Source organism: Shewanella bicestrii (assembly GCF_002216875.1).
Taxonomy (GTDB): Bacteria; Pseudomonadota; Gammaproteobacteria; order Enterobacterales; family Shewanellaceae; genus Shewanella; species Shewanella seohaensis.
This window is the reverse complement of record NZ_CP022358.1, coordinates 760,688-785,474: the sequence shown is the minus strand read 5'-3', so window position 1 is coordinate 785,474 and position 24,787 is coordinate 760,688. Positions and strand designations below refer to the sequence as shown.

Below are 24,787 nucleotides of genomic sequence, written 5' to 3'. Positions count from 1 at the left end.
TAAGCCACTGTTTTTTTTATCAGCATTTACCAATCCGAAAGCACGAGAGTGCCGAGTTAAGACAATTGCTTAATCAATCGTTTTAAGGCGGTGGCTTTAACGGGTTTACGCACAAAACTGAACTGTGCACTGCTGGTATGTTGTCGCACGGATTCAGACGGATCTGCCGAGCAGATAATGCAGGTCGGACGCTGACTGCTAAACACAGGATGGGTGAGCAAGCTTTGCACCAGATCGACACCGTTTTGGTCATCATCCAAGTGGTAATCGGCAATGATAAGCTTCGGCAACACCTGCTGCGTCAGTTGCTGCTCGGCACTGGCTTTATCCCGTGCAGTGAGTACATGGCAGCCCCAGCCTAACAGTAATGAGGAGATGGCCTTTAGCATTAACTCATCGTTATCTATGACTAACACGCTGATATTAAAGCTATCGTTTGCGCCTTCCTCTTCGCTGCGTAGCTTAACCACATTACTGGGATTACTGGGTTTAGCCTGGGCGAATACGCGCGGCACTTCAACGCTAAAACAGGTGCCCTTACCCACCTCTGAGTGCAACGCAATCTTAAGCCCGAGTAACTTAGCGATGCGATCGCAAATCGCCAGTCCCAGCCCAAGCCCTGGGATCTCCCGCGTTTGTTCGAGGCGCTCAAACTCGCCGAAAATCGCCTGCTGTTTATCTTGAGGAATGCCCGGGCCATTGTCCCACACTTGAATGAGCAGGCTGTGTTCGAGTCGCCTCACACCCAGCAACACCTTAGGCACAAAATCGGCTTGTGATAGCTTAGGCAGAGCCGCGCTGGCATTGAGCGACAGCGGCGTTTGCCGATTCACCGCGCCAGCCGGGGAATAATGGAACGCATTGGAGAGGAAGTTTTGAATAATCCGTCGCAGCAAACGTTGGTCGCTTTGCACTAGACAGGAGGAAAGCTGATAGGAAAAATCGATGCCCTGCTCGGCAGAAAGCACTTTAAACTCATTCACTAAGGTTGAGAGTAAATCATTGAGCGCAAACTGGCTCTGCTCGGTTTTAAGGCTGCTGCTATCGAGGCGGGAGATTTCCACCAGATCGGATAACAGGCTCTCCACCACATTTAAGGAGGCTTCAATATGGGTGGCAAGATCCTTGAGTTCGGTCGACGTCACCCGCTGTTTGAGCATCTCGGTAAACAGGGTGAGCGCGTTAAAGGGCTGCATTAAATCGTGGCTCGCCGCCGCTAAAAAACGTGTCTTACTGCTATTGGCCGCCTCGGCTTCGGCCTTGGCTTTCGCGAGTTCCCTTGTGCGGCTTTCGACCCGCTTTTCGAGGGTTTCGTTAGCCAGTTGCAGGGCTTTTTCGGCCTGAATATGGGCGGTAATGTCGGTAAAGGTACTGACAAAGCCGCCACCCGGCATGGCTTGACCACGGATCTCCAGTACCTTGCCATCGAGCATAGTGCGCTGGAAATGGTGTGGGCTGCCGCTACGCATATGGGCGAGGCGTTTTTCAACCAGCTCATGGGCCTCATCGCCCACAATAATGCCGCGCTCGATATTAAACCTCAGCAGCGTCTCTATCGGTATGCCTGCTTTGACGTAATCTTTAGGATAATCAAGCAATTCAATATAGCGTTTGTTCCATGCAACTAGGCGCATATCGGCATCGACTACGCTGATCCCCTGCTCGATGTTTTCGACCCCTGATTGCAGCAGCTCGCGGTTAAACTCGAAGATCTGGTTGGCCTCATCGACTATGCTGACCACATCCTCCAGCGGCACTTGCTGCGAGCGTGAGGCGGCATTCATCACCATCCGCGTCGAGGCAGACCCTAGCACTCCCGACAGCTTAAGGCGGGTGTAATCCACCAGCTCCTCGCGCCGTGTGGCTAATTGCAATTCCGAACCAAGTACTTTCGCCCTAGCCTGCAGGGCATCGGCTTCTTCCTTATTGATAAAGCGGTGTAGTAGGCTCGCCAGATCCTCAACCGAGAGGTGCCTTTCCAGCGCCACCTGTTTGCGGTTAACAAACACATCGGCTTGGAGCACCTCCCCCACACTCTGCTCTTTCAGCAACGAAATCAGCACAAAACAACCGACGTTCGCGAGCAAACTATACAGTAGGCCGTGGCTGATATTATCCAGCCCCGTCAGGCCAAATAGCGCGGTCGGAGTTAACCACGCTATGTTAAAAAGCCCTTGGCTGACCCAAACTGCATCGGGAAAGGTCGCAGGCAGCAGCAAGGTATAGAGCCAGACTAAACTGCCCATCAACATGCCCCAAAAGGCACCTTGGGTGGTGGCGCGGCGCCAATAGAGCGCGCCCACTGCGGCGGGGAAAAACTGCGACAACAGCACAAAGGATAATAAACCGATGCTAGCCAAGTGATTCTGCTGATCGATATAACGTTCGAAGGCAAAGGCCGATAGCAGAATCGCCGCTATCGATATCCGCCGTAAATTGAGCAATATCCCCGCGAGCTGCGGCGTCTGTTGCGAGCTAAATTTCGGCAATCTCAGCAGCAGCGGAGTCAAGATCTCGGTCGAAATCATGGTGCTGAGTACAATCGCCGCCACAATGACCATGGCCGTTGCCGCCGCAAGGCCGCCAATATACACCAAGACCCCAAGCCAAGCCTGCTGATAGAAGAGTGGTAAGGTCAGCACGTAGGTGTCGGCATCAACACTGCCACCGGGAAAGCTAATCTGTCCCGCAAGCGCGATAGGCAATACAAAGGCATTAATCAGCAGCAGATACAGTGGCACCATCCAACGGGCGGCTTTTAACTCTTTGGCATGATGATTTTCAATCATCATCATGTGGAATTCCTGTGGCAGCGCATAGATAGTAATGGCGCCCAGCAGAATTTGTGACAGCACAAAATAGAGTGAATTCCCCTCAGAGCTCGGCGGTAAATGCTGACCCCGAGCGAGCAAATCACTAAAACCATCAAACACATAGAAAGTCGCGAACAACCCAACCGTGGTGAGCGCAAACAGCTTTACAATTGAGCTAAAGGCAATCGCCAGTACCAAGCCTTGATTTTGTTTACTGGCCGAAAGCTGCCGAGTACCGAATAAGATACTAAAGATAATCAACACGATAGTAACGATAAACGCCGTGCTGATCCCAGATTGAAAAGTACCAGTTAAGAGGTCGAAGCTGGTGCTTATCGCCCTCAGTTGCAGCGCGATATAGGGAATAGTGCCAAAGAGGGACACCATGGCAACGCTGGCGGCAATTTTAGGCGAGCGGTCGAAGCGGCAGGCGATAAAGTCGGCAATCGAGGTCAGGTTTTGGCTTTTGATGATCTGCAATGTGCGCATCAACATAGGCCACGCCAATACTAGGCAGATTATCGAACCTATGTAGATGGGCGCTAACCAAGCGCCCGTGGTCGCCGCTTGCCCAACCGTGCCGTAAAACGCCCACGAAGTACAACACACCCCCAAGGACAAACTGTACACCCAAGGCCGTTTACGCCATTGATCTATTGCCTGATTTTGCCCCCATTGGGCGACAATAAACAGCACAGCCAAATAGGCAATCGATATAACGCTGATCCACCAAGTATCAACAGACAACCACGCCAGCAAGATATTCCCCAATCAACCTGTATACACCCAGCCAAACTACACTAGACAAACAAATTGTTAAACACTTGATAACAGCACGGTGCACTAAGGTAGTACTTATTTATCCCCCCCCATCGGCTAACCTACGGCCAATATTGACTCGAGGTTTTAAACAACTATGCCGATAAAAATTACCCATAAATATCTCGTAGAAGGCTTGGTTTTTACCAGTTACGTCTTATTTGCAATGGCATGGGTTGGTGGCACCGCGAGTATGAATAACATCATGGCCTCGATGCATATCGAGAGTTATGCCTCCGCCAGTTTACTGAGCGGTGCAGTCACCTTAGCAAAAATTGTCGGCACCTTTGCTGCGGCCTATCTCACCCTCAAATTTGGGGTGAAGTATGCGTTTTTAGTCGCGGCGTTATTGATAGTTACGGGCATCATGACACCCTACGCCCCAAACTATGAGTTACTGCTGGTGAGCCGCTTTTTAATGGGACTGGGCGGCGCCTTTATGATTGTCTATTTCAACCCGATTGTGATGCACTGGTTCGCCCCAGAAGAACGCCCAGTGATCAATGGATTAAACGCGGTGGCCTTTAATGTGGGCACGGCTATCGTGCTTTGGGGTATGCCGAGCATCAACGCCATCAGCGGCGGTTGGCAACACAGCCTGTTGGTGTTTTCCATTGCCAGTCTGGTACTGGCGCTACTGTGGTTATTGGTGAAGTTCGAACAAGCCCCTAGCCATCAAGCCCATGCACAACAAGACGACACTCACTCATACTCCTATCTCGATGGCTTAAAAGACGGCTTTAACTGGGCCTATGCCCTCACCTACTCAGGATTATTATCCTTTTATATTTGCCTATTCACCTTTTATCCGCAGGCGGGCATCAGCCAGAGTAAGTGGGTGATTGGTTTTGGGATTGTCGGCACCATAGCGGGGATACTCTACAGCCGTAAACAGCCCCTGCGCCTGCCAATTATTCGCCTCAGCGGCCTGCTTATTTTCTTGACCGTGTTAGGGCTCTCCTTTGGCTCGGCGCCTTGGCTGCAAACCCTGTGTGCCATCGTCTTAGGCTTTTGCATCTTTTTACCCGTCACCGCTTTAGTCTCGATTCCCCACGAGCTACCTAAGATGACCAGCCAAAAAATCACCGTGATTTTTAGCCTGTTTTGGTCCATCAGCTATCTGATTTCGACCTTAGTGCTGTGGCTGTTTGGCAAGCTTGTGGATATCAACCAAGGCAGTTACTTCGCCTCGTTTGTGCTGATCACCCTGTTAAGCGCCACTGTGTTTGTTGGCAGCTATTTTCTCCCCGAAACCGGACAAGCTAAGGAGTAAGCATGCAAGTTTCCCCACGCGGTACCGCTTCAGCAAAGCTGACGGATTTTCTTGAGTTAGCGAACCAGAATATCGCCCTCGCGAAACAGCAAAACATTCAATACAGCCCACAACTGCTGCGGGAAAACTTGAACAAACTCGCGGCCCTGATGAGTGCTAAGCCTGAGGTGAGTTATATCGCCGATAAGGCATGGCAAGTTAAGGATGCGCAGCATGGCGACAGGGAAATTGGTTGCCGTGTTTACAGCCCCGAGCCCAGCACAGCACTGCCCGTGGTATTACATTTTCACGGCGGCGGCCATATGTGCGGCAGTGTGGAGCTGTACGACCCTATCTGTCGTCACCTGGCCAGTATCGCTCAATGTGTGGTGATCAGTGTTGAGTATCGCCTCGCGCCCGAATATCCCTATCCGGCGGGACTTGAAGACTGCGAATATGCCCTGCGCCACTATCAAAGCGTGCTGACTGAGGTGCCATACCAACAAGGTGTCAGCATTATGGGCGACAGTGCCGGTGGCGCGCTATGCACTAGTCTTAGCCAACGCAGCCTCAGCGACAGCACACTTAACATCAGCAAACAGATCTTGGTGTATCCCAGCGTGGATTACACTATGGCGAGCGCTTCCTATCAGAGTAATGGTGCGGGTTTCTTGCTCGAAACCCCGAGGGTGCAATGGTACTTCGAGCAATATTTTCAAGAGATGGCTAAGGATGCCGAGCGGGTCAAACAAGCTTCCCCCTTACATGGCGAATTCAACGTCAAACTGCCTAGCACCTTGATATTTACCGCGGGCTGCGACCCTCTGCGGGATGAAGGCATTGCCTATGCCAACGCCTTAACGGCGGCTGGCGTGCAGGTACAGCACCATCAATTTGAAGACATGATCCACGCCTATATGCTGCTGCAGGATTTGGTTTCGCAAGAATGCCTTGCGACCTACCGCATGATTGCCGCGTTTTTAGCAGAGCCCGTAACCTCAGCCACTCGCTAGTTGGCCTATTCAAACTCTCCCTCAAAGCACCTACACCCAAGATATGCTTGTAGGTGCTTATTTTTTAAGTCGGTAATGACGAAAGAAGCGATTTAAAATAATGGAGTCACACAATAAAAAACGGGATGGGTAACAATACCCATCCCGTTTTATATTTCTCAGTCTTACGCCTTAAGCTTATTGACTCAGCGGCGGTGTACGCGGCGGAATCATACGCTTATTACCCGTCGACTCGAACGCGCCGGCAAACTTCAGCAGATTGTTATCATCGTAGGCACGGCCCGCGAAGGTTAATCCCACTGGCATACCAATATCGGCCATTACGCCCATAGGCACAGTCACAGTCGGCACGCCTAAATGGCGAATCGCGAGGTTACCGTTTGCCACCCAAACCCCGTTGCTCCAAGCGATATCGGCTGAGGCCGGATTCACATGGGCATCGGCGGGGCCGACATCGGCCACGGTAGGGAACAGCACGGCATCAAGCTTAAGTCCGTCCATCCAGTCTTCGAGATCCAGCTTACGGGTCTTCTCTAAACCACGCAGACCATCGGGAATACTGTCGATCTGGTCATAGGATTTCAGGCCGCGTTTGGCCATGTTGACATACTCTTCCATGCCAGCCGCTAAATCACCCTCACGGTTTGGCAAGGTGCCGAGGTCATGGGGGAATATCAAATGTCCCACCACATCTTCAAGCTTGTTGAGTTTAGGGTCGTTGTTCGCCCGCAGGAACTCATCGAACGCCCAACCCGACAATTCCCATAATTCATCATGGAGGAATTGTGGCGTGACTATGCCACGGTTAAACACGGTCGGCGCGCCAGGGCGGTCGCCTTCACAGTTAGACACCAGCGGAAAATCGACTTCAATCACTTCCGCACCTGCAGCTTCTAGGGCTTTACGCGCCGCTTCCCACAAATCGATAACCGATTGGCGAGTATGGATACGTTGTCCCGTTGGTCCACCGATACCTGGGTTTTCGCTGGTTCCTGCAAGTTCATCTTTGTTGATGTACATGCGTGGTACGCCAAAACGTTTACCCTTAAGGGTGTCGGCGCTGGCGGCAAGCGCCAGATAGGATTCTGGGCGAACGCTAGAAGCTTTAGGGATTTGAACCCAAGGTTGTAGGCGCCAGAGGTCGCCACGGGTGATGGGGTCATCGGCCACAATCACATCCAGCACTTCGAGCATATCTGCCATAGTGCGGGTATAAGGCACGACCACATCCATGGTTGGGGTTAATGGCCAGTTGCCGCGCACCGAAATCACCCCGCGAGACGGCGTATAGGCACACAAACCGTTGTTGGACGCAGGGCCACGGCCACTCGACCATGTCTCTTCGGCAAGACCGAACGCCGAGTAGCTTGCCGCCGTTCCAGTGCCCGCACCGTTGGAAGAACCCGAAGCAAATGGCGCCGTCAGATAGTTCGCATTGTAGGGGCTTTCGGCGCGGCCATAGTGACCACGCTGCATGCCGCCATTCGCCATGGGTGGCATATTGGTTTTGCCTAAGCAAATAGCACCCGCAGCGCGTAGGCGCTCGACGGCGAAGGCATCGTACTGGGCCACTAAATCTTTAAATGCTGGGCTGCCTGATGCCGCCGTCAGTCCCTTCACTAAATAGCTGTCCTTAGCAGTGTAAGGGATACCATCGAGTGGACTTAAGGTTTCGCCACGGGCACGGCGCGCATCGGAAGCCTCGGCTTCTTTGAGCGCATCGGGATTGTGCACCACTAACGCATTCAACTTAGTCTCAGTGGCAGGGCCATCGTAAGCCGCCACTCTAGCCAAATAGGATTTCACCAACTCAACCGCAGTCGTGCGGCCGGATTCGAGTGCTTCACGCAGCTCGGCAATGGAAACTTCAGTCACTTCAAACATCTTACGCCCTCCCGCAGAAAACCAATTGTGGTGCAATAACAGTGACATCAAGCGTCATACTGTTCTCCTTGGTGTACTTACTTGCCAGAAGGGATCTGCTGGGTAATACAGTGGATATTGCCGCCACCTAATAAAATCTCCCGTGCAGGCACACCCACAATCTTGTGCTCAGGGAAAATGTCCTGCAGTTTTTGCGCAGCGATATCGTCAGTTGCTGGGTCAAGCAGTGGGAATACGATGCGGTCGTTAGTGATTAAAAAGTTCACATAAGAGCCTGCTAAGCGCTCGCCCGCAGTGCGCGGTACGCCAGTGCCTTCTGTTACGCCTTTTGATTCTTCTTCGGTGCAATACAGAGGACCCGGTTGTGGCAGAAGGTGAATTTTTAACTTGCGACCTTGGGCGTCAACGGTGTTTTGCAACACGTCCAGCGCGGCTTTCGACCGTGGGTATTGTGGATCGGTTTCATCGTCAGTCCAGTGCAGGATCACTTCACCTGGACGCGCAAAACAGCACATGTTGTCGATATGGCCGTCGGTTTCGTCCATATAAACGCCCTCTTCCAACCAGATAAACTGCTTAACATTCAAATAGTCACGCAGTAAGGCTTCGATCTGATCTTTCGTCAGGTCAGGGTTACGGTTGGCGTTCAGTAAACATTCGGCCGTAGTCATACAGGTGCCTTCACCATCGACATGGATAGAACCACCTTCGAGGATCAACGGTGCACTATAACGGGCAAAACCATGTTGCTTGAGCATTTGTGCGGCAACCTGTTCGTCCTTATCCCATGGGAAATACAGACCACCGTTGTGACCACCCCAAGCATTAAAGCCCCAATCCACGCCACGGCATTCGCCCTTGGCATTAACCACCACAGTAGGTCCAGTGTCGCGAGCCCAGCAGTCGTTGCTGTCGATTTCGACCAGAGTCACGTGGGAAGGCATCACTTTTTGCGCTTCGGCTAAAAAGGCCTGAGGTACACCCATATAAACGGGAGTTGCACCACCAATGGCATCGGCCACCTTAGCAAAGGTTGCTTGAGCATAAGCACCTGCAGAGCGCCAGTTATCAGGACGATATGGCCAAATCATCCATACGGCTTGCTGCGCCGCCCATTCGGCGGGCATATAAAAACCATCTTGTGATGGCTTAGTCGTTAACTGCGTGGCATCCACATTCGCGTTTGTCATGAGTTTTGTCTCCAGTAATGCTCAAATCTATAAGGGTGTACGCCCCATTAAGGACGACAGAATAGAAATACACCTAACATAATCAAATAAATAAATCGAATAACCGCATTCATCACGCGGCGCGTTAGGTCAAAATTGCCACGTCTTCACTAGGTGAGTTTTCACCTCATAAAAATTCTGGCGCCTATCTTATCATTTAAGACGGCTTTCGCTGAATAGTGCTATGCAGGGCATTGGTGAGAATTTACAGGATAATGCGCTATTTGCTGTCAGTAGCCGCCCCCGCCATCCACCCAAGCCAATGCAAAAAGGCGAACCATAAAGTTCGCCTTTGTTATCAAGCCTACATAACCCAGTCAGGGCCTTCCCCTAATCAACCTTTTTACTTAGTTAGGACAGCTACCAACCACATAGTAATTGGTAGCAGTATTGGCCAAAGTACTGCTATAGAAGGTGTTATAAAGCCCCATTAATTGACCCGAACCCTTAGCGTAGGCATAACCGCCACTGCTGGTCGCGCGCCCCGCCGTAACATGGGCATAGTTGCTCGCCGTGACTTGAGTACATTGATAAGTATCGCCATTGGGCGTGGTATCACAGGCATTGCCGATTCCATCACCATCGTTATCCGCCTGATCCGCATTAGCGACATTAGGGCAGTTATCTATGCTGTCACTAATACCATCGTTGTCGCTATCTGTAGGCTCAGTGGTGCCACCTGTGCTACCTGTACATGCCTGCTGAGGCCCCGCGCAGCTAGTATTGCCATCGGCAACCCACTGACATTGCGAGCTGCCCACCGCGTATTCGCGCATGGTAAATTGCCCAGTGCCGAAGGCAAGATAACAGGCGGAATAACCTACACCCCAAGTGATATGACCAAGATTAATATGGGTGTTGTAATCCCCCGTCACGCCGGCATCGATAGTAAAGTTAATGCCGTCTTGGCTAGAGAGTTGCGTGCTATCCATCGCAATCACGGTCGCAAGATTCGCACCGCCCGGTAAATTACAGCCTTGAGCGCTATATTGAGTGCCATTAATGCTCGCGCTGACTTGCTGACCAGAACTAAAACCAACGGTCACCGAGGCTAAATTTTGGTTTGCATCAACAACCGAGCCCGTCACCGATGCGCATTGTCCTGAAACACTCACCTGAATATTACTCAGTACTGGCGCAGCATTCGCAGGCTCAGGCCCAACACGTACGGTTAACTCCACTGGCGCGCTAAGCGCAGACACATCATCACTTGCTTGTACCACCAGCTTGTACAGACCATCACTTAAGCTCTGGCTAGATAGCTGAAAACTGCCGTCGCTACCAAGGCTTGTGGTACTCACATTGCCGATCAGGCTTTGGCCCGCACCGTCGAGCAAATAAATGCCCATAGTTACCTGCGCGACATACCCATCGCTATCATTAGCCATGCCAGAAACAGTCAGCACGCCCGCGTTATCCGCACCTGTGACATTGGCAAGGGTAGGCAAGGCATTACGGTTTACCCTTTGGTTATTGTCGGCAAAAAATTTTCCTAAATAGGTGGCAAAGTTAATGCTGTCGTCGGCCACATAATCCCCCGATGCGCCCGCCCCACCAGACCATGAATGGTCTAAGCCATCGAACCACAACATTGCCACCCGTTTGTTGCTCCACAGGGTTTCAGATGCCGTATGTCCAGCGCCCTCAGATAACGCATTGGTTCCGCTTAACTTAGTCACGCCATAAACCGTAGCAAAACCATCGGCATTCTGCTGGTTATAGCAAGTGTTGACCGTAGTGTCGGCCTTACCATGACCAATCACGGCTAACTGAGTCCCCAAATAACTCTTATAGCTACCCGCGTAGGATTCGCAGCGTGATTTAAAGGTAGATGTCGATACGGTTTCACAGGTAGAGATCGCCCCATTCGAACTCGTCCCTATGCTTGGCCCCGCGCTTGAGGCCACCCCTGCAAACACATCGGGTGCCACGCAAGCAGTTTGCATTGCCATCGCCGCGCCCGAGGAGAGTCCTGCAATATACACCTGAGTCGGGTCGATATGACGGTTTACATCACCCGACAGGGCATTGGCCAAATTAATCAGATTTTTATAATCCCCCGATGTCCGATTAATGCTGCCCTGCCAATAGGACCAACAGCTGTAGCCCGCCTTATTCATCGCATCGGGTACGGCAATGACCATGCCGTGAGCCTCTGCAGCCTGTTCAAGGTTGGCCGTAAGATAGTTGTTGATGGGTTGCACGCAGCCATGCAGCACTAACATCAATGCCTTACCGTCGCCCACCTTAGCGTCAGTATCCGGAGTGTAAATATGTACTTTGTTAAAACCACCAATGGCCACATTCTGTTGCCAACTTCCGGCGTACGTCAGAGATGAAAAAAGCCCAATTACAAGGAGTAGAAATTGGGCGACGAGACACGATTTATTCCATTTCATTGTTATCACCTTTAAGGTTATTTTTGTTTGAAAATAGACATCAAACTAAACCTAGGTGAATCGCCTTAAAACGGATATGGGTCTTTAGAAGTAGATGCTAAAGTAATACTAACCTGTTGAGCTAAAAACGATTGTGCCAGCCTTTGATGCAAACCTATTGCGCGGTCCAGGCGCCGTCCATGGCCAGCGATGCGCCGGTAATACCCCGCGCCGCACTGCTACATAAAAACAATACAAATTCACCAATCTGACGCGGGTCGAGCATCTCTGGTAGGGGTTGTTTTGCCGTAACGAGTTGATACTTAGCCTCGTCGTAACTTAAGCCCTTATTGCTAGCGATGGCCTCAATCTGCTTGTTGATCAGCGGCGTATCCACCCAGCCAGGGCAAATAGCATTGACGGTAATCCCCTGCTCGGCGCACTCGATAGCCACGACTTTGGTTAAGCCAACAATCCCGTGTTTAGCCGCACAGTAGGCCACCTTGTTGACCGAGGCTACTAAACCATGCACCGAGGCGATATTGATAATGCGACCCCAACGCTTTTCGGCCATCGCAGGCACAACTTGTTGAATGGTATGAAAGGCCGAGGACAGGTTAATGGCGATAATGTCGTTCCATTTATCAATCGGGAAATGAACAACATTTTCAGTATGTTGAATACCGGCGTTATTCACCAAAATATCAATACTGCCCAGAGCCTTAACACCCGCGTCCATAAAGGCATGAATGCTCTCGGGATCCCGCAGATCGGCGTTACTGAAGAAAGTGCGAATGTGATATTGCTCGGCAAACTCCGCCGCCAGGCGCTGCCCCTCGGCTTCGGGCATTAAGCCGTGCAGGATAAGATGGCAACCTTGCTCCGCCAGCACATGGGCCGTTGCTAAACCAATTCCACTGGTGGAACCGGTGATCAGCCCTACCTTACCCTTTAAGCTTGAGTGTTCAACCGCCATATTGCTTGTCTCCCGATACTTTAAAATCCAGTCACAGTCCTTTATCCATGCCTTGAACACAGGCATGGCGGGGCGCACATTCCCAATGCCCCAGACTCAATGCCATTAGAATATGGCAATTGGCCGCGGTTTTATTTGGCACCTTAGTACCATAGGAGCGTTCGAAAAATTGGGTAATAGTAAGCGCCACACTTTCAGCAAGCGTAAGAGAGCACTCCATGTCTGGATTGAATAAGGTGGTTACCAGCTACAGCGATGCGTTAGCGGGACTCGAAGATGGGATGACGGTGATTGCGGGCGGCTTTGGCCTTTGCGGTATTCCTGAAAATCTAATCAAAGAAATCAAACACAAGGGCACCAAAAACCTGACCGTCGTCTCCAATAACTGCGGCACTACGGAATACGGACTTGGGATCTTATTGCTCGATAAACAGATCAAAAAAATGATCGCCTCCTATGTGGGCGAAAATGCCAACTTTGAAGCGCAGATGATGTCTGGCGAACTGGAAGTCGAACTCACGCCGCAGGGTACGCTGGCGGAAAAAATGCGTGCGGCGGGCGCGGGCATTCCGGCTTTTTATACCGCGACTGGCTATGGCACTGACGTGGCAATAGGTAAAGAAGTCAAAGAATTCAATGGTCGCCATTACATTCTTGAAGAATCTATTACAGGCGACTTTGCCATAGTCAAAGCCTGGAAGGCCGACACCTTCGGCAATTTAGTCTTTCGCAAAACCGCCCGTAACTTCAATCCCCTTGCCGCCACCGCGGGCAAGATAACCGTGGTGGAGGTGGAGGAAATTGTCGAACCGGGTCAATTAGATCCCAATGAAATCCATACGCCCGGCATCTATGTCGATAGGCTTATCCAAGGCAGCTTCGAGAAACGTATCGAGCAACTGACTACCCGCCCCTCCAGCAAATAGGATTTGGTTATGGCACTTTCAAGAGAACAACTCGCCCAGCGCGTCGCCCAAGAACTCAAAGATGGCTATTACGTGAATCTTGGCATTGGTATCCCCACACTGGTGGCCAACTATATTCCCGAAGGCATTGAAGTGATGCTGCAATCCGAAAACGGTCTGTTAGGGATGGGGCCTTTTCCGACGATGGAAGAGGTCGATGCCGACTTAATCAATGCCGGCAAGCAAACAGTAACTATGGCAAGGGGCGCCGCCATCTTCGACTCGGCCGAGTCCTTTGCGATGATCCGCGGCGGCCATGTGGATCTCACCGTATTAGGCGCCTTTGAGGTCGATACTCAGGGTAATATCGCCTCCTATATGATCCCGGGCAAATTAATTAAGGGCATGGGCGGCGCCATGGATCTTGTCGCCGGCGCCGACAATATTATTGTGACCATGACCCACGCCTCAAAGCACGGTGAGTCTAAGCTATTAACCGAGTGTACCCTGCCACTAACGGGTAAGGGCTGCATCAAAAAGGTACTGACAGATCTAGCTTTTATCGAAATAAAAGAAGGCAAGTTTCATCTGCTCGAACGCGCCCCCAGTGTGAGTGTCGAGGATATTATTAAGCTCACTGCTGGTGAACTTGTAGTGCCAGAGCATGTCCCCGAAATGATGTTTAACGAATAAGCCCAATTCAGTGAATAACAGGTTCAAGCACGCATTCAACTATGCCTTTTAAATCGCCAATAAAAACAGGGATACCTAAGGTATCCCTGTTTTTTTACGCTATGCCAAAGAGGCATTCATTGCAGATAGTACAGCGCTTAGCCGAAGCGGCGACGCAGTTCGCGGGTCGCATCCACCATGTTCTTCAGTGCGGGTTCTACCTCATCCCAAGTGCGGGTCTTAAGGCCGCAATCTGGGTTAACCCACAGTTGACGCACAGGCACTTTTTGCGCCGCTTTTTCGATAAGGTGCACCATGGCCTCAACACTTGGCGTATTTGGCGAGTGGATATCGTAAACGCCTGGGCCAATTTCATTTGGATATTCAAAATCCTCAAAGGCGTTGAGCAGTTCCATGCGTGAACGCGAGGTCTCAATGGTGATGACGTCCGCATCCATGGCGGCAATGGCCGCAATCGTATCGTTAAACTCGCTGTAGCACATATGGGTGTGAATTTGGGTTTCATCCACAACACCCGCCGCACTCAGTTTAAAAGCATTCACCGCCCAATCTAAGTAAGCTTGCCACTCGCTTTGCTTTAATGGCAGACCTTCGCGGAAGGCTGGCTCATCAATTTGAATAATGCCAATGCCTGCATTTTGTAAATCCACCACTTCATCACGAATCGCTAGCGCCAATTGGGTGGCAATGGTATCGCGGCTGATATCTTCACGGGCAAACGACCAATGTAGAATCGTCACAGGACCCGTTAGCATGCCTTTGACGGGTTTGTCTGTCAGGCTTTGGGCGAATTCGGCCCACTCAACCGTCATGGCCTTAGGGCGACTCACATCACCATAAATCAACGGCGGCTTAACACAGCGAGAACCATAACTCTGCACCCAACCATTTTTGGTAAAGCCCACGCCTTCGAGCTGCTCGCCGAAGTATTCCACCATGTCATTACGCTCGGCCTCACCATGAACTAGCACATCGATACCGAGTTTGAGCTGACGGTCTATGGTATCGCGGGTCACTTGCTGTAACTGCTCGGTATATTGAGCATCGCTTAGCTCCCCTTTGCGCCAGCGGCTACGTAAGCCACGGATAGCTGGCGTTTGTGGGAATGAGCCAATCGTGGTCGTTGGCAGTAATGGCAAACGATACTTGCGCTGCTGCACCGCTTGGCGCTCAGTAAATTCGCTCACACGTTCATAGTTGGCTTGAGTCAGCGCAGCGACACGGGCTATCACTTTAGCATCCGCCGCCTGTGCCTTAGCCTCACGGCGTGCCAAACAAGTGTTAACTATCTCTTTGGCCGCGACGGACTCGGGGGCCAGTAGCAATTGGCGCACATTCGCCAGTTCTAACAGCTTTTGCTTAGCAAACGCGAGCTGCTGACGTAGCGTCGGCGTGAGCGTCGTCTCCACCTCTAAATCTACAGGGCTGTGAAGCAGTGAACAGGAGGTACCAATCCATAGGCGCGCACCGTCTTGTGAGCATAAGTCTCGGGCGACACTGCCGATACGCTCGACAATCAGGTCAACCTCTGCTGCCCACACGTTACGGCCATTAACTACACCAGCCGACAGAATTTGATCTGGTCTTAAGGCATTGGCAAACAAGGCCAATTGTTCAGGGGCTGTTACTAAATCGAGGTGCAGACCCGCCACCGGCAGCGCAGAAACCAGCGCCTGATGATGACTGATGCTGCCATAGTAGCTGGTGAGTAAAATCTTCACTTGAGCCGTTTTAAGCGCTTGATAAGCTTCGCTAATCGCTGCTTGCCAATCGGCGGCTAATTCGAGTGCCAGAATCGGCTCCTCAAGTTGTACCCAAGTCACGCCCTGTGCGGCAAAACGCGCCAGAATGTCGGCATAGGCCTTTAACAGATTGGGCAATAGGCTGAGTTTATCGAAATCCTGACCCACGGTTTTTGCCAGATACAAGTAACTCACAGGGCCTAACAGCACGGGCTTGGCTTGATAACCCAGCGCCTGCGCCTCGGCGACTTCATCAAAAAACTGTTCATAGGCGATAGAGAACACTTGGTCTTGCTTAAGCTCTGGCACTAAGTAGTGATAGTTAGTGTTGAAATACTTAGTCATTTCCGAGGCTGGCGCATCGGTGCCAGTTGGCGCACGGCCACGGGCAACACGGAATAAGGTATCAAGATCGATAGCGCCCTCACCACGGTGACGATCTGGGATAGCGTTTAGGGTCGCACTCAGGGTTAACACTTGATCGTAAAAGGCAAAATCACCCACGGGCACTTGCTCAATCCCAGCGGCTACTTGCCATTGCCAATGGGTGCGGCGTAACTCCTTGGCTACCTCATGCAGCTCAGCTTGAGTGCTCTCACCACGCCAGTATTTTTCGAGGGCAAATTTCAGTTCACGACGACGCCCGATACGGGGAAAACCAAGACTGTTTAATTGCATACCATATCTTCCTTTATTTGAGATAAGCCATATTCGGCACTTGCACCCAGCTGATGGTGTTTTCTTGGCAATTTTTCGCATTTAAGCCTTGATAAATCACAATGGGCGTCTGGACGTCTAGAAGTTTATTGTGATAGTCTCTATGCCAGCAACCGAATTGATTTCAAGCACAACATGAGCGAAATTCACTTGGAGTGATCATGATCGAACTAAGACATCTGCGAACCTTAATGGCACTGAAGGAAAGTGGCAGCTTGGCGGGCGCAGCCAAAAAACGTTTTGTCACTCAATCGGCTCTCTCCCATCAAATTAAGGAGTTAGAGCAACGAATTAATTCGCCCATTTTTGTGCGTAAAAGCAAACCCCTGTCCTTTACTCAGGAAGGCGCACGGCTATTGCACCTCGCCGAAGAGATCCTGCCTAAGGTGTTAGAAACGGAAACGGATCTGAAAAATGGCCTAGAGACAGAAACCAATCAACTCAGAGTGGGGATTGAATGCCACAGCTGTTTTCGCTGGTTAATGCCAGTGATGGAGCAATTTAGGCAAGATCATCCGCAGGCCGAGTTAGATCTGTCGAGCCGTCATCTATTCGATTCGCTCAATGCCTTGGAGATGGGCGAACTCGATATAGTGCTGACCTCAGATCCCGTACCGGGACACTCGCTCGCCTATCAGCATTTGTTTGATTTTGAAGTGAAGTTAGTGGTTGCCAAGGATCATCCCTTAGCGAAAGAAGCCTATGTTACGCCTAAGCAATTGGCCCGCTTACCCATTATCAGCTACCCAGTGCCACTGGCGCGTTTAGATATTTATCGCCACTTTTTAGAACCCGCAGGCGTTGAAGCCGGCGAGCAAAAGACCTGCGATTTGACCATGATGTTATTGCAACGCATCGCCTGTAAGGACGGTATCGCCGCCCTACCCAACTGGTCAATCAATGAAGGACATGGCTTGAGTTTAGCTTCAGTCAAACTCGGCCAAGAAGGCTTAAAACGCCCACTATTTGGGGCCTATCGCCGCCACAGCGCGAACTCAGCCTTAGTGCAAAACTGGCTGCAACTGGTGGCAAGCGAAGGCTTAGCGCGTCAGCAAAAATCCAATTAATGCCGTAAAAACAGCATAAAAAAGCCTGCAATTGCAGGCTTTGTTTTTATGAGCAGTGCTTAGAGCGGGTTGAGTAACATGCCGCGCATCGAGAGCACACGGCGCAGAATCAACCCTGGAGAATTTTGATTACGGGTCTGGCGCAGGTTATGGGCGATCATAAACTCTTGGCGCAGATCCTGATCGAGATCTAAGGCCTCAAAGGCTTCGATGGTTAAGGTCTGCTGCTGATTATCAATCAATGACTTAATCACGCTTAACGGGAAAGATTGCTCAGAGCTGGCATTTAAGTAAGCAAAGGCCGTTAAGGCAATGATTTGCCCGAATACGCTAAACAGCGCCAAGGTTTGTACTTCATCGGGGTCGACATCGACATCCGGCATATCGACTAGGCTGTCGACCGCATCGGTAGCGATATTTTCCGTGAGTTTCCAATAACCTTGTACCAACTTCTTATAGGGTTGGGGTAATTCATCGAGGCGTTCTTTCAAATAGAAGGTGAAGGCATAACGATAAATATTGACCTGACCTAAACGGATTAGGGCGTCTTTTAAGGAGCGAGATTTAGGATTTACTACACCTGAAGCCTGCGCCGAATTACTGCGCATCAACATGTGGGCAGCTAATGCGGGATCGCTCGAAATAATATCGATCACATTACGAATGTCGCCTTCGGCAAGGATCGCTTTTTTGAGTGGAATTAAGATCCCACGGCGACCGATCACTTGCTCTTCATTCGCTATGATGGCTCTCACTTGAGTAAAAACCTGTTGCTCAAGATCTGTCATAAGACACTTTACACCTGTTAATTAGCTATAAGATGATTCGAATACCGCTCACATCATACCCAAACTACTGAGAATTTCAGCCCTAAGTCGCAGAATAATTGTGACTATGCTTTAGATGAAGTGATCTATAGCACAAGCAACGACTTAGGCTATCTCAAAATAGGCTGAACTTATAAAGAATACACCGAGAAAATGGATTTTTCTCTGCACATGGCCAAACAACAGAAATAATAAAGCCAGACTGAGCCTGGCTTTATTCGGTTAAGCATTTATTTCAAGCTTAGAAGCGGTAACCCACAGTCAAGCGAATATCACGGCCTCGGCCTGAGTAATAGCTATCACCCCAAATGCCACCGTAGTAACCCGAGCTAACATACTCTTTATCAAACAGGTTATCGATACGCAGGCTCGCTAACCAAGCATCACGGGTATAGTTAAGGGCTAGATTACCTAAAACATAGCTAGATAATTTATCGCCTTCGTTGCCGTTATCGCCTTCGATAAAACGATCGCCCGTGTAAAGCGCCTCGGCAAACACTTGGAAATGCTCGGAAAAATCCATGCTGACATAACCGCGTCCCGTATGCTCAGCCACCCAAGACAATTGCTTACCATCATTCACCCCATCGGTAAATTCGGCATCAATATAGTTATATTCCAAGCCTAAGGTGAGGGCTTGAGTGACCTGCCAATCCCAATCGGCACTCGCGCCATAGCGGCGTGAAGCATCAGCATTGACGTTGGCACCTTGGAAGCTGCCGCCAACAGGTTTTTCAGCACTCGGGTCGAAGACAATTTCATCTTCTAAATCGAGGCGATATAGGCTAACGCGTAGGCTTTGGTTAGCCACAGTCCAATCCCAACCCGCCTCATAGGAACGGCCTGTCTGTGGCTTTAAGCCATAGACATCTTTCGGGGTGTAAGCTTGCTCATCAACCTTAGCAAAGCGGAAGTTTTCATCGCCACGTAGATAGAACCTGTGCTCGGCGCTCGGACGGTAATTTAAACCGAACTCGAATGCGGTCGCATCTTCATCTAAATCGATGCCATTTGGATACACATTGCCATCGACCAGATCGTCGGTCACCCGCGCATAACGGCCGCCCACCACATAGCTTAAGGTGTGGCTTAATGGCACAGTGGCTTGCAGGTAAGCACTTTGCATTTCCTGCACATTGCTGCGCGCCATAGAGTCAAACTCGGCCTTACCGCGGCTGATATCCAAACCAGTCACTAGGTTTAGCTCACCTTGACGGGTGCTGTAATTGGCGAGCGCTTTAGGGCTAAACATAAGTAGCGAGCGAGTATTTTGGCTACCCGCGCCCCAGTTTAATGAGGTCACTAAGGTATCGCTGTAATCCAGATCCGCCGCTAAGGCCCAGTTTTGGTTAAGCTGATGCTGATAACCACTGCGTGCCGCTGTGGTCATCTCATGAACATATTCGCTGCTATTAGAAGACTGGCGTGGATTTTCTTTGAACTGTTCTACCGTCAACGAGCCAGGATTTTCGCGGTCATCATCGTAATAGCTGGTTTCAACAAAGAAAGAATCTGTGGCGGTTTTATATTGAATACGCCCAAGGATAGAACCCGTTTCATTGGCATTGTGCTTGCGATAGTTATCGCCTTGGTTGTAGCTACCGGTCAGGAAATAATGCCAATCTTTATTGATGGCGCCCGACACATCGCCGCGACCTTCGTAGGTATTAAAGCTGCCGCCGGATAATTGCACGCTGCCACCCGTATTCTCAGGCGACTTAGTCACAATGTTGATCACCCCGCCGACCGCTTGGTCACCATAGAGCACGCCCGCACTGCCCGATAAAATTTCGACACGCTCAATTAAATTGAGTGGAATTGCATTCAGGCTAGGTGCGGCGATATCGATGTTATTTAAGCGACGACCATCGAGCAAAATCAGCGTGTTGTTAACGGCGGTGCTGGCGCTAAAGCCGCGCATCGCAAAGCTAGTACCAATGTTATTGTCGGACAGCTGAATACCACTTTGACCGCGTAACACTTCGGTCAAGCTGGTTGCGCCACTCTGCTCAATCGCTGCGGCATCAATCACATTCACATTGGCGGCAATATTTAAGGGGGTCTTGTCTGAACGGCCAATCACGACGATATGCTCATCGACTTTGGCGACTTTGGCGACGCTGGCATCATCGGCCGCCACGGCGGGTGCGATAACAGAAAAGCTGCAAAGGCTGCCGATCAGCAGCGCGATTTTAGTTGGATGTGTTCCCATTTTACCTTTAACTCCTACAAGGAAAACGGGGCATTGGCGCCACGATACCGTTGATTCAGTAACAAATACTGACAGTCACTATCGCATTTTGAGATCTGCCCACCGAAATCTCAAAAACACCTTTAGGGCCGGTCTCCGGACTTAGGCTATGTTAATCCAAGTAATAGAAGGACTAACGCGAAACTGACCTTTGCACACTCGATTCTCTGGCTCACCTTGAGCTACCTAGCGAATGCGGTCGTCTCTCACCTTTTACCGTTGCGGGGGCAGTGCCAGAATTTCACTGGCTTCCCGATTATCTCGCGACGAATGCATCGCAAGCACCACAGAAGGTTGACTAAAAATAGGTTCAGAGGGCGAAAAACCAGTTAACGCCCAATAAGGCTCGTGGCATCAAGCCTGAGCGCGCGCATTATAGACGTCTATACGGATGAAAGTCCATGCTCATCCGTCTCTCGACTGACAACTACTTTAATGAATAGGGTGCTAAGCCTGAAATAAAGTCGGCACTGTTGGCCGCCTGTAAGGGAGGTTTGTCGGCAGAAAACACGTCGCCACGCATCGATTTATGCAGTAAATACAAGTCTTTGTTACCACTTACCACAGTATAGTAACCAATTTCGCCCTGGGGATGAGAGGTAAAAGCACTGGGGTTAAACTGAGTCGCGCTATGGACATTCGGCATTGTGGTGCAACCGAGAATAGCTTGAAAACCTTCGTGACCGTCTACTTGGGTATCCCCTAGCTTTTGATACACCACTTCACCGTCACAGGCGGCTTGGTAAGTTTCAGCCATCGCATCTAAAAACTGCTCGGGGCTCACGCTTTCGGCCATGTCCTTAAAGCCTTGCACACAAAACAGTGCACTCCATTGATTGAGCGCTTCCTGCTCCGGCACAAATTCCGCCATAAACATGCCCGCACGTTCCTCATGGTAGGCTTGACGCCAACCCGCTGGCAGGTTAAATCCTAATTGCTGACTAAAGACAGGCAACACATGGGTATGCGACGCACCACTTTCGCTGCGAGGCATATCCAATTTCGCCTCGACGGATTCAGAGCCGATTAGGCTGCACAGCATTAATACGCTCGCGCCCTGCCATAACCTCACCTGCATATGGGGTATACATTTCATTATTATCATCCTTGTATCGCATTGTTATGGGTTAATACGACATATGAAATTGCATAGAAAACATCCAGCATTCTAGCGAAGATGTAAATAAGATAACAGTTAAAAAGCTAAACAAAATGATACTTATACAGTCACAACAACTGTAAAACAGCAAATAGCAGCCAAAGATAGGGTCGATGATGGATTTAAAAAGCTGGTGAATGAACTTTCACCAGCTGAGAAATGCCCTACACGCCCAACAATGAGTTAGTCAAATGACCAATTGATTTTCCGCTGCGGCCTTGCCTGACTCAAAATCGCCTGCCGTTGCTCTGGGGTTTCACATTGGGCAGCGGGGGTAAATTCCAGCGGCTTCACCACCAAGGAATCGGCAGGTTGTACCGGCGGTTTATCAAACATTCCGAGATTCATCGACCAAGAGACCCATTCTCCCTTTTCACTGAACCCCACAAAACCATCATTTGCCGGCGCTAGCCAAGTGAGGCGGGGAATGCGTTCAATCAGTTGCTCGACATTTTTAAGGTCTGCCCGATAACCGACGGGTACCACTTTGCCGTCGGGGCGCGTAAAGGCAAAGGAGGACTTACCTAGGGTAATTTTGCTGCCTTGCTGCCAATATTTGTCGAGGATCGCTTGAGCATGATGAAAGCCAAACAGATAGGCGTAATCCGTATCGTCGGCGAGAATTTGCGGCGTAGCGTTGTCACGCAGTAGCAAGAATCCCGGGCCAACGCTGATAATCTCCTTCACGCCTGTGATATCGGTTTTCTTGATCCAATCGACGCCACAGTTAATGCCATCGCCCCAGAAATGGGCATCCCCCGTTGGACTTAACACCGCAAAGGCGCAACTGTTTGCAGTGAGACTCGCCACATCCTTAAGAGCGCTGCGGATCGGATAAGCATCACTGCGCCAGCCCCAACTCACCACTGAGCCATCTTTTTTCAAAGCGGCATAGGTATTTTGAAAATATTCGATATGTTTAATATCCGTCAGCTGCGACTGCAACTTCTTCATATTGGTCGAACTTTCAACCTCACCCCAAACTACGGCACTGGCGTCTTTTTTCAGGGCAATAAAACTACGCCCTTTAGCAAAGATATCGACCACATCGACTAACTCATCCTGCACCTGCAAACTATTGCCGCCGTAAGGCCCATAGCCCCAAGTATGCACCTTACCATTGGCATCGAGCGCGGCTAGGGCCTCTCGGTTGGCAAATAGCTTAGTGATATTGGTCATGCGCGCTTGCAATGCCTTGTCCAGACTTAATTTTCCCGCATTGCCCCAATAGACCACAGTGCCATCTTGTCGCAGCGCGGCAAACCCGTCTTTAACCGGGACAATTTGCTTCACTTGCTTAAGTTGTTCTGTCACTTCACGGCTATCGCCACCAGCAAGACTGTCACCCCAAGTGATCACCTCACCCGACTGAGTTAATGCGGCGAAGGCTGTGCTGTTGGTCACCACAGTCTCAACTGCGGGTAAATCGCAGGGAATATGGCGATAGTTCGGATTCGCCTTTTCCTGAAACTGGATAAGCTTGCCGTTATCAAATTGCAGCAAGGATTCCTTTTCATTTTCGACTACGGCTACGGGTTTAGGTTGGCTACAGGCGGTTAATTGTAACGCCACTAAGGCGGCCACCAGTGCCATGGGGCGTGAGATAGGATAAGACTGCATTACTTATTTCCCTGTATTTGCTGAAACTTTGGTTGCTGAAACTTTGGTTACTGACAACGTGGGTTGCTGATTGGGTTGTGCTAATTTGGCTAATATCGACTCGAGTAGCGGCTTGAGTTGGTATTCAAAGCCCAGACGCGAATCGATACGGGTTAGGAGAACTTGAATTTGTTTATCCAGCGCCTGCGCACTGTTTTGGCTTAGGGTGTCGAACGCCTTCGCCTGCGTTAAGGCTGTTAAGATCAGTCGTTGAACTGGGCCGATAACCAGCCCCGCTTGGCGGTTCAGTGCGGTATTATCGAGTACCAATGTCACCAAGCAGAGTAAATAATCGAGTTGCACCGCAAAATCGACGGGGCATTGCTTTTCATCCGCCAAGCCGAACCTTAGTACTTTGGCCTCACACAGTGCCTTCAATGCCGCTAACTTTTCTGCGGTTAATTCCAATGCAAAGGGCAACTGCTTAGTGCACGTCATCAACACAAAGCTGGCTAAGGTTTTAGCCGACAATGCCTGTTTACTACGGGCGAGCATCGCCAACGCTAAGTCGTGAAATCCTAATGAACTCAAACGATAAAAGCTTATCATCACAATAGATTCATCTACCGATTCCAGCTTTTTTTTGCTCGGTGAAGTTTGCATTTGCTCGAATAAATCGACCAAACGCGGATAGTGCTCAGGGCTGCGACCTAAATGCTCTGCCGCCTCCCAAACCAAAATATTCGCGGCGGGATGCTGCCGATAGGTTTCAAGCAAACGGATAATCCCAGTGTAATCCTGTTGCTGCCCTAAACGCTTAAGTATTGGCACATAACGGAACTCGGCCCAGCGGATCCTTAATAGCGTCAAACAGAAATAACCGACAAGCATACAGCCTAATATGCCTGCGATGCCAAAGCCGAAGTCCAGTTTGGCGCGATCGCGGGTTAACTCAAGATCGGCACTCGCCCGTGTTGGCGCCTCGGGAAGATAATGCACAAAACTTTGCCCGTAGTTGGGCACTAATGCGCCAGGAGTGTCGCCCTGCGGCGGCCGTAATTGATAGGTCGCTTGGCAATTCACGCCATCGAGTTCCCATTGGCGAACGAGGTTGCCCTCTGCGGTGCGATACTCAACCAAACAAATCAATCTTTGGTTATATACGCCCGTCGAACTGCGCTCACTGCGATAGGCCGTCTCAACCACTCGACCCATGGCCACATCGCCACGCTCTAGCAACTGATTGACCAGAAACCACTTTTGCGCCCCTTCCCAGAGAAACAGCGCGGCAACACCAGCCAAAAAGAGAGGGACACAGGTCAAGAGTATTTCTAACCAACCCCAAAAACGCGCGGGTGCACTCGAGGTTAATTGACTGCGATTCATCAACACGCCAGAACTTCCTTATCATTCCATGATCGGTAAGGCATAAGAGAACTTGATTCTGCCTAAAGCGGGGCGCT

16 protein-coding genes and 1 riboswitch are annotated in these 24,787 nt (G+C 50.5%); of the genes, 5 read left to right on the top strand and 11 right to left on the bottom strand.

Features of this window, described 5'->3' with window-relative positions; genetic code table 11:
* Nucleotides 1-56: 56 nt before the first annotated feature.
* Nucleotides 57-3,572 carry a hybrid sensor histidine kinase/response regulator gene (locus CF168_RS03500; protein ID WP_089066998.1) on the bottom strand — a complete coding sequence of 1,172 codons (3,516 nt, stop codon included), beginning with the start codon at nt 3,570-3,572 and terminating at the stop codon, nt 57-59.
* Nucleotides 3,573-3,729: 157 nt separating this feature from the next.
* On the opposite strand from CF168_RS03500, the gene CF168_RS03495 reads away from it, so the two are divergent.
* Nucleotides 3,730-4,905 carry a CynX/NimT family MFS transporter gene (locus tag CF168_RS03495; protein WP_089066997.1) on the top strand — a complete coding sequence of 392 codons (1,176 nt, stop codon included), beginning with the start codon at nt 3,730-3,732 and terminating at the stop codon, nt 4,903-4,905.
* Nucleotides 4,906-4,907: 2 nt separating this feature from the next.
* Nucleotides 4,908-5,897 carry an alpha/beta hydrolase gene (locus tag CF168_RS03490; RefSeq protein ID WP_089066996.1) on the top strand — a complete coding sequence of 330 codons (990 nt, stop codon included), beginning with the start codon at nt 4,908-4,910 and terminating at the stop codon, nt 5,895-5,897.
* A 177-nt stretch (nt 5,898-6,074) separates the two neighbouring features.
* On the opposite strand, the gene CF168_RS03485 is transcribed toward CF168_RS03490, so the two are convergent.
* The 4 genes from CF168_RS03485 to CF168_RS03470 form a co-directional block, all read right to left on the bottom strand.
* Entirely contained in the window at nt 6,075-7,781 is a 1,707-nt protein-coding gene (locus CF168_RS03485; protein WP_086902839.1) for an amidase, read from the bottom strand.
* A 77-nt stretch (nt 7,782-7,858) separates the two neighbouring features.
* Complete coding sequence (gene aguA, locus CF168_RS03480) at nt 7,859-8,971, bottom strand: agmatine deiminase (RefSeq protein ID WP_089066995.1); 1,113 nt, start codon at nt 8,969-8,971, stop codon at nt 7,859-7,861.
* 386 nt (nt 8,972-9,357) lie between these two features.
* Nucleotides 9,358-11,409, bottom strand: a complete 2,052-nt coding sequence (locus CF168_RS03475) for an extracellular catalytic domain type 1 short-chain-length polyhydroxyalkanoate depolymerase (RefSeq protein WP_089066994.1) — start codon at nt 11,407-11,409, stop codon at nt 9,358-9,360.
* A gap of 154 nt (nt 11,410-11,563) precedes the next feature.
* Nucleotides 11,564-12,442 carry a 3-hydroxybutyrate dehydrogenase gene (locus CF168_RS03470; RefSeq protein ID WP_089066993.1) on the bottom strand — a complete coding sequence of 293 codons (879 nt, stop codon included), beginning with the start codon at nt 12,440-12,442 and terminating at the stop codon, nt 11,564-11,566.
* Between the two features lie 140 nt (nt 12,443-12,582).
* On the opposite strand from CF168_RS03470, the gene CF168_RS03465 reads away from it, so the two are divergent.
* Together CF168_RS03465 and CF168_RS03460 are read left to right on the top strand one after the other, a co-directional pair.
* On the top strand, nt 12,583-13,290 hold the full coding sequence (locus CF168_RS03465) for a CoA transferase subunit A (protein ID WP_089066992.1): 708 nt from the start codon (nt 12,583-12,585) through the stop codon (nt 13,288-13,290).
* Between the two features lie 9 nt (nt 13,291-13,299).
* Nucleotides 13,300-13,962, top strand: a complete 663-nt coding sequence (locus tag CF168_RS03460) for a 3-oxoacid CoA-transferase subunit B (RefSeq protein ID WP_089066991.1) — start codon at nt 13,300-13,302, stop codon at nt 13,960-13,962.
* A gap of 137 nt (nt 13,963-14,099) precedes the next feature.
* On the opposite strand, the gene metE is transcribed toward CF168_RS03460, so the two are convergent.
* Nucleotides 14,100-16,382 carry a 5-methyltetrahydropteroyltriglutamate--homocysteine S-methyltransferase gene (gene metE / locus CF168_RS03455; protein ID WP_089066990.1) on the bottom strand — a complete coding sequence of 761 codons (2,283 nt, stop codon included), beginning with the start codon at nt 16,380-16,382 and terminating at the stop codon, nt 14,100-14,102.
* A gap of 200 nt (nt 16,383-16,582) precedes the next feature.
* On the opposite strand from metE, the gene CF168_RS03450 reads away from it, so the two are divergent.
* Nucleotides 16,583-17,488 (top strand): LysR family transcriptional regulator, encoded by a 906-nt coding sequence (locus CF168_RS03450; RefSeq protein ID WP_011624035.1) that lies wholly within the window; start codon nt 16,583-16,585, stop codon nt 17,486-17,488.
* 59 nt (nt 17,489-17,547) lie between these two features.
* On the opposite strand, the gene CF168_RS03445 is transcribed toward CF168_RS03450, so the two are convergent.
* From CF168_RS03445 to CF168_RS03425, 5 genes are all read right to left on the bottom strand, one after another.
* The gene (locus tag CF168_RS03445) at nt 17,548-18,276 is read right to left on the bottom strand and encodes an HDOD domain-containing protein (protein WP_011624036.1); all 729 of its coding nucleotides are present in this window, start codon (nt 18,274-18,276) and stop codon (nt 17,548-17,550) included.
* Nucleotides 18,277-18,556: 280 nt separating this feature from the next.
* Nucleotides 18,557-20,527, bottom strand: coding sequence for a TonB-dependent receptor (locus CF168_RS03440; RefSeq protein WP_089066989.1), 1,971 nt, complete (start codon nt 20,525-20,527; stop codon nt 18,557-18,559).
* 109 nt (nt 20,528-20,636) lie between these two features.
* A riboswitch (cobalamin riboswitch) is annotated at nt 20,637-20,870 on the bottom strand.
* A gap of 123 nt (nt 20,871-20,993) precedes the next feature.
* The gene (locus tag CF168_RS03435) at nt 20,994-21,662 is read right to left on the bottom strand and encodes a hypothetical protein (RefSeq protein WP_089066988.1); all 669 of its coding nucleotides are present in this window, start codon (nt 21,660-21,662) and stop codon (nt 20,994-20,996) included.
* Between the two features lie 246 nt (nt 21,663-21,908).
* Complete coding sequence (locus CF168_RS03430) at nt 21,909-23,345, bottom strand: hypothetical protein (protein ID WP_089066987.1); 1,437 nt, start codon at nt 23,343-23,345, stop codon at nt 21,909-21,911.
* 3 nt (nt 23,346-23,348) lie between these two features.
* A complete protein-coding gene (locus CF168_RS03425) occupies nt 23,349-24,710 on the bottom strand; it encodes a hypothetical protein (RefSeq protein WP_240520087.1) in 1,362 nt (453 codons plus the stop codon).
* Nucleotides 24,711-24,787 lie beyond the last annotated feature (77 nt).

What these genes read in the sequence shown, in the direction of transcription:
- CF168_RS03495 (WP_089066997.1), top strand. Translation starts at nt 3,730, where the DNA reads ATGCCGATAAAAATTACCCATAAATATCTCGTAGAAGGCTTGGTTTTT.
- CF168_RS03490 (WP_089066996.1), top strand. Translation starts at nt 4,908, where the DNA reads ATGCAAGTTTCCCCACGCGGTACCGCTTCAGCAAAGCTGACGGATTTT.
- CF168_RS03485 (WP_086902839.1), bottom strand. Translation starts at nt 7,781, where the DNA reads ATGTTTGAAGTGACTGAAGTTTCCATTGCCGAGCTGCGTGAAGCACTC.
- aguA (WP_089066995.1), bottom strand. Translation starts at nt 8,971, where the DNA reads ATGACAAACGCGAATGTGGATGCCACGCAGTTAACGACTAAGCCATCA.
- CF168_RS03475 (WP_089066994.1), bottom strand. Translation starts at nt 11,409, where the DNA reads ATGAAATGGAATAAATCGTGTCTCGTCGCCCAATTTCTACTCCTTGTA.
- CF168_RS03465 (WP_089066992.1), top strand. Translation starts at nt 12,583, where the DNA reads ATGTCTGGATTGAATAAGGTGGTTACCAGCTACAGCGATGCGTTAGCG.
- CF168_RS03460 (WP_089066991.1), top strand. Translation starts at nt 13,300, where the DNA reads ATGGCACTTTCAAGAGAACAACTCGCCCAGCGCGTCGCCCAAGAACTC.
- metE (WP_089066990.1), bottom strand. Translation starts at nt 16,382, where the DNA reads ATGCAATTAAACAGTCTTGGTTTTCCCCGTATCGGGCGTCGTCGTGAA.
- CF168_RS03450 (WP_011624035.1), top strand. Translation starts at nt 16,583, where the DNA reads ATGATCGAACTAAGACATCTGCGAACCTTAATGGCACTGAAGGAAAGT.
- CF168_RS03445 (WP_011624036.1), bottom strand. Translation starts at nt 18,276, where the DNA reads ATGACAGATCTTGAGCAACAGGTTTTTACTCAAGTGAGAGCCATCATA.
- CF168_RS03440 (WP_089066989.1), bottom strand. Translation starts at nt 20,527, where the DNA reads ATGGGAACACATCCAACTAAAATCGCGCTGCTGATCGGCAGCCTTTGC.
- CF168_RS03435 (WP_089066988.1), bottom strand. Translation starts at nt 21,662, where the DNA reads ATGAAATGTATACCCCATATGCAGGTGAGGTTATGGCAGGGCGCGAGC.
- CF168_RS03430 (WP_089066987.1), bottom strand. Translation starts at nt 23,345, where the DNA reads ATGCAGTCTTATCCTATCTCACGCCCCATGGCACTGGTGGCCGCCTTA.
- CF168_RS03425 (WP_240520087.1), bottom strand. Translation starts at nt 24,710, where the DNA reads ATGAATCGCAGTCAATTAACCTCGAGTGCACCCGCGCGTTTTTGGGGT.